Source organism: Streptomyces sp. NPDC085866, from assembly GCF_044541035.1.
In the GTDB taxonomy this organism is placed as follows: domain Bacteria; phylum Actinomycetota; class Actinomycetes; order Streptomycetales; family Streptomycetaceae; genus Streptomyces.
Window position 1 is genome coordinate 1 of record NZ_JBITSQ010000040.1, and the last position, 1,375, is coordinate 1,375.

The window sequence follows — 1,375 nt, forward strand, 5'->3', positions numbered from 1 at the left end:
CCCCCGGCGACTTCCACGACCCCGGCACCGCCGACCGCAAACGGGCCGACGAGATCCTGAACGAGGCCCGCAAGCAGCGCAACACCGCTGCCGACGCCGCCGCCAAGGCCGTCGACACGGCCCTCGCCCACGCCCCGGCCGAACCGCCCCCGCTGACCCAGCTCAAGGTGGACGCGGCCGACGGCTTCGACGCGTTCAACACCGAGGCCGTCCACTTCGGCGGCGGCGCCATCAAGGGCCTCTCGGGCCTGATGAGCATGGCCCGCAGCGCCAACCCGCTGGATCCGTACAACCTCGCCCACCCCGCCGAGGCCCTCCAGCACCAGGCGATGACCCTGGCCGGCCTCGTCTCCGGCGTCACACATCCGGAACGGACGCTGAAGCAGAACCTGGGCGACTTCATCAAGGATCCAGCCGAGTTCGGGGGGCGGTTCGCTCCTCAGGTGCTCCTGACCGACGGGTTGGGGGTGGAGGCGAACGCTGCGGCGAGGGAGGCGCGCGCGACAGAGGACGCGGCGAAGGCGGCGGCGAAACGCGAAGGACAGGCGGGCGCCGGGGAAGAGACCGGTAACTCCGCCCGGGAGACCGTGACCGATGACCCGTCGGCGCCCTCCCACGAGCAGAACAGCACGGTGAGCAAGGGCACCGACCCGATCAACCTCGCCACCGGCAAGATGTACCTGCCGCAGACGGACGTCACCCTCCCCGGGGTACTCCCCTTGGTCCTGAAGCGGCGAGTGGAGTCCGGCTACCACCTGGGCCGCTGGTTCGGCCCGTCCTGGTCCTCCACCCTGGACCAGCGCCTGGAGATCGACGCCGAGGGAGTCGTCTTCGTCACGGAGGACGGCCTGCTCCTGGCGTACCCGCACCCGGCACCGGGCTTGCCGACCCTCCCGAGCCACGGCCCCCGCTGGCCCCTGGACCGTGTGGACGACGGCTACACGATCACGGACCCACAGACTCTCCGTACATGCCACTTCGCCGACCGAGGCGAAAACCTGGCGGTGCTGGAGCAGATAGACGACCGCAACGGCAACTGGATCACCTTCGAGTACGACGCGCAGGGCACCCCGCTCGCAATCGCCTCAAGCAGCGGCCAGGCTGTACGCGTCACCTCGGACTCCGGCCGCATCACCGCCTTCCACCTGGCCGCGACCGGCGAGGAGCTGAAGCGCTACGGCTACACCGACGGCAACCTCACGGAGGTCTACAACTCCTCAGGCCTGCCTCTCCGTTTCACGTACGACGAGGCCGGCCGGATCACCTCCTGGACGGACACGAACGACCGCGGCTACACGTACGAGTACGACGACCGGGACCGCTGCACAGCCGAAGGTGGCTCCGCGGGCCACATGACCCTGCGTCTGTCGTACGG

At 69.8% G+C, this 1,375-nt stretch carries 1 protein-coding gene; it reads left to right on the top strand.

The features are described from left to right. On the top strand, positions 1-1,375 hold a 1,375-nt coding region (locus tag ACIF83_RS45645; RefSeq protein ID WP_399736559.1), incomplete at both ends, for a DUF6531 domain-containing protein.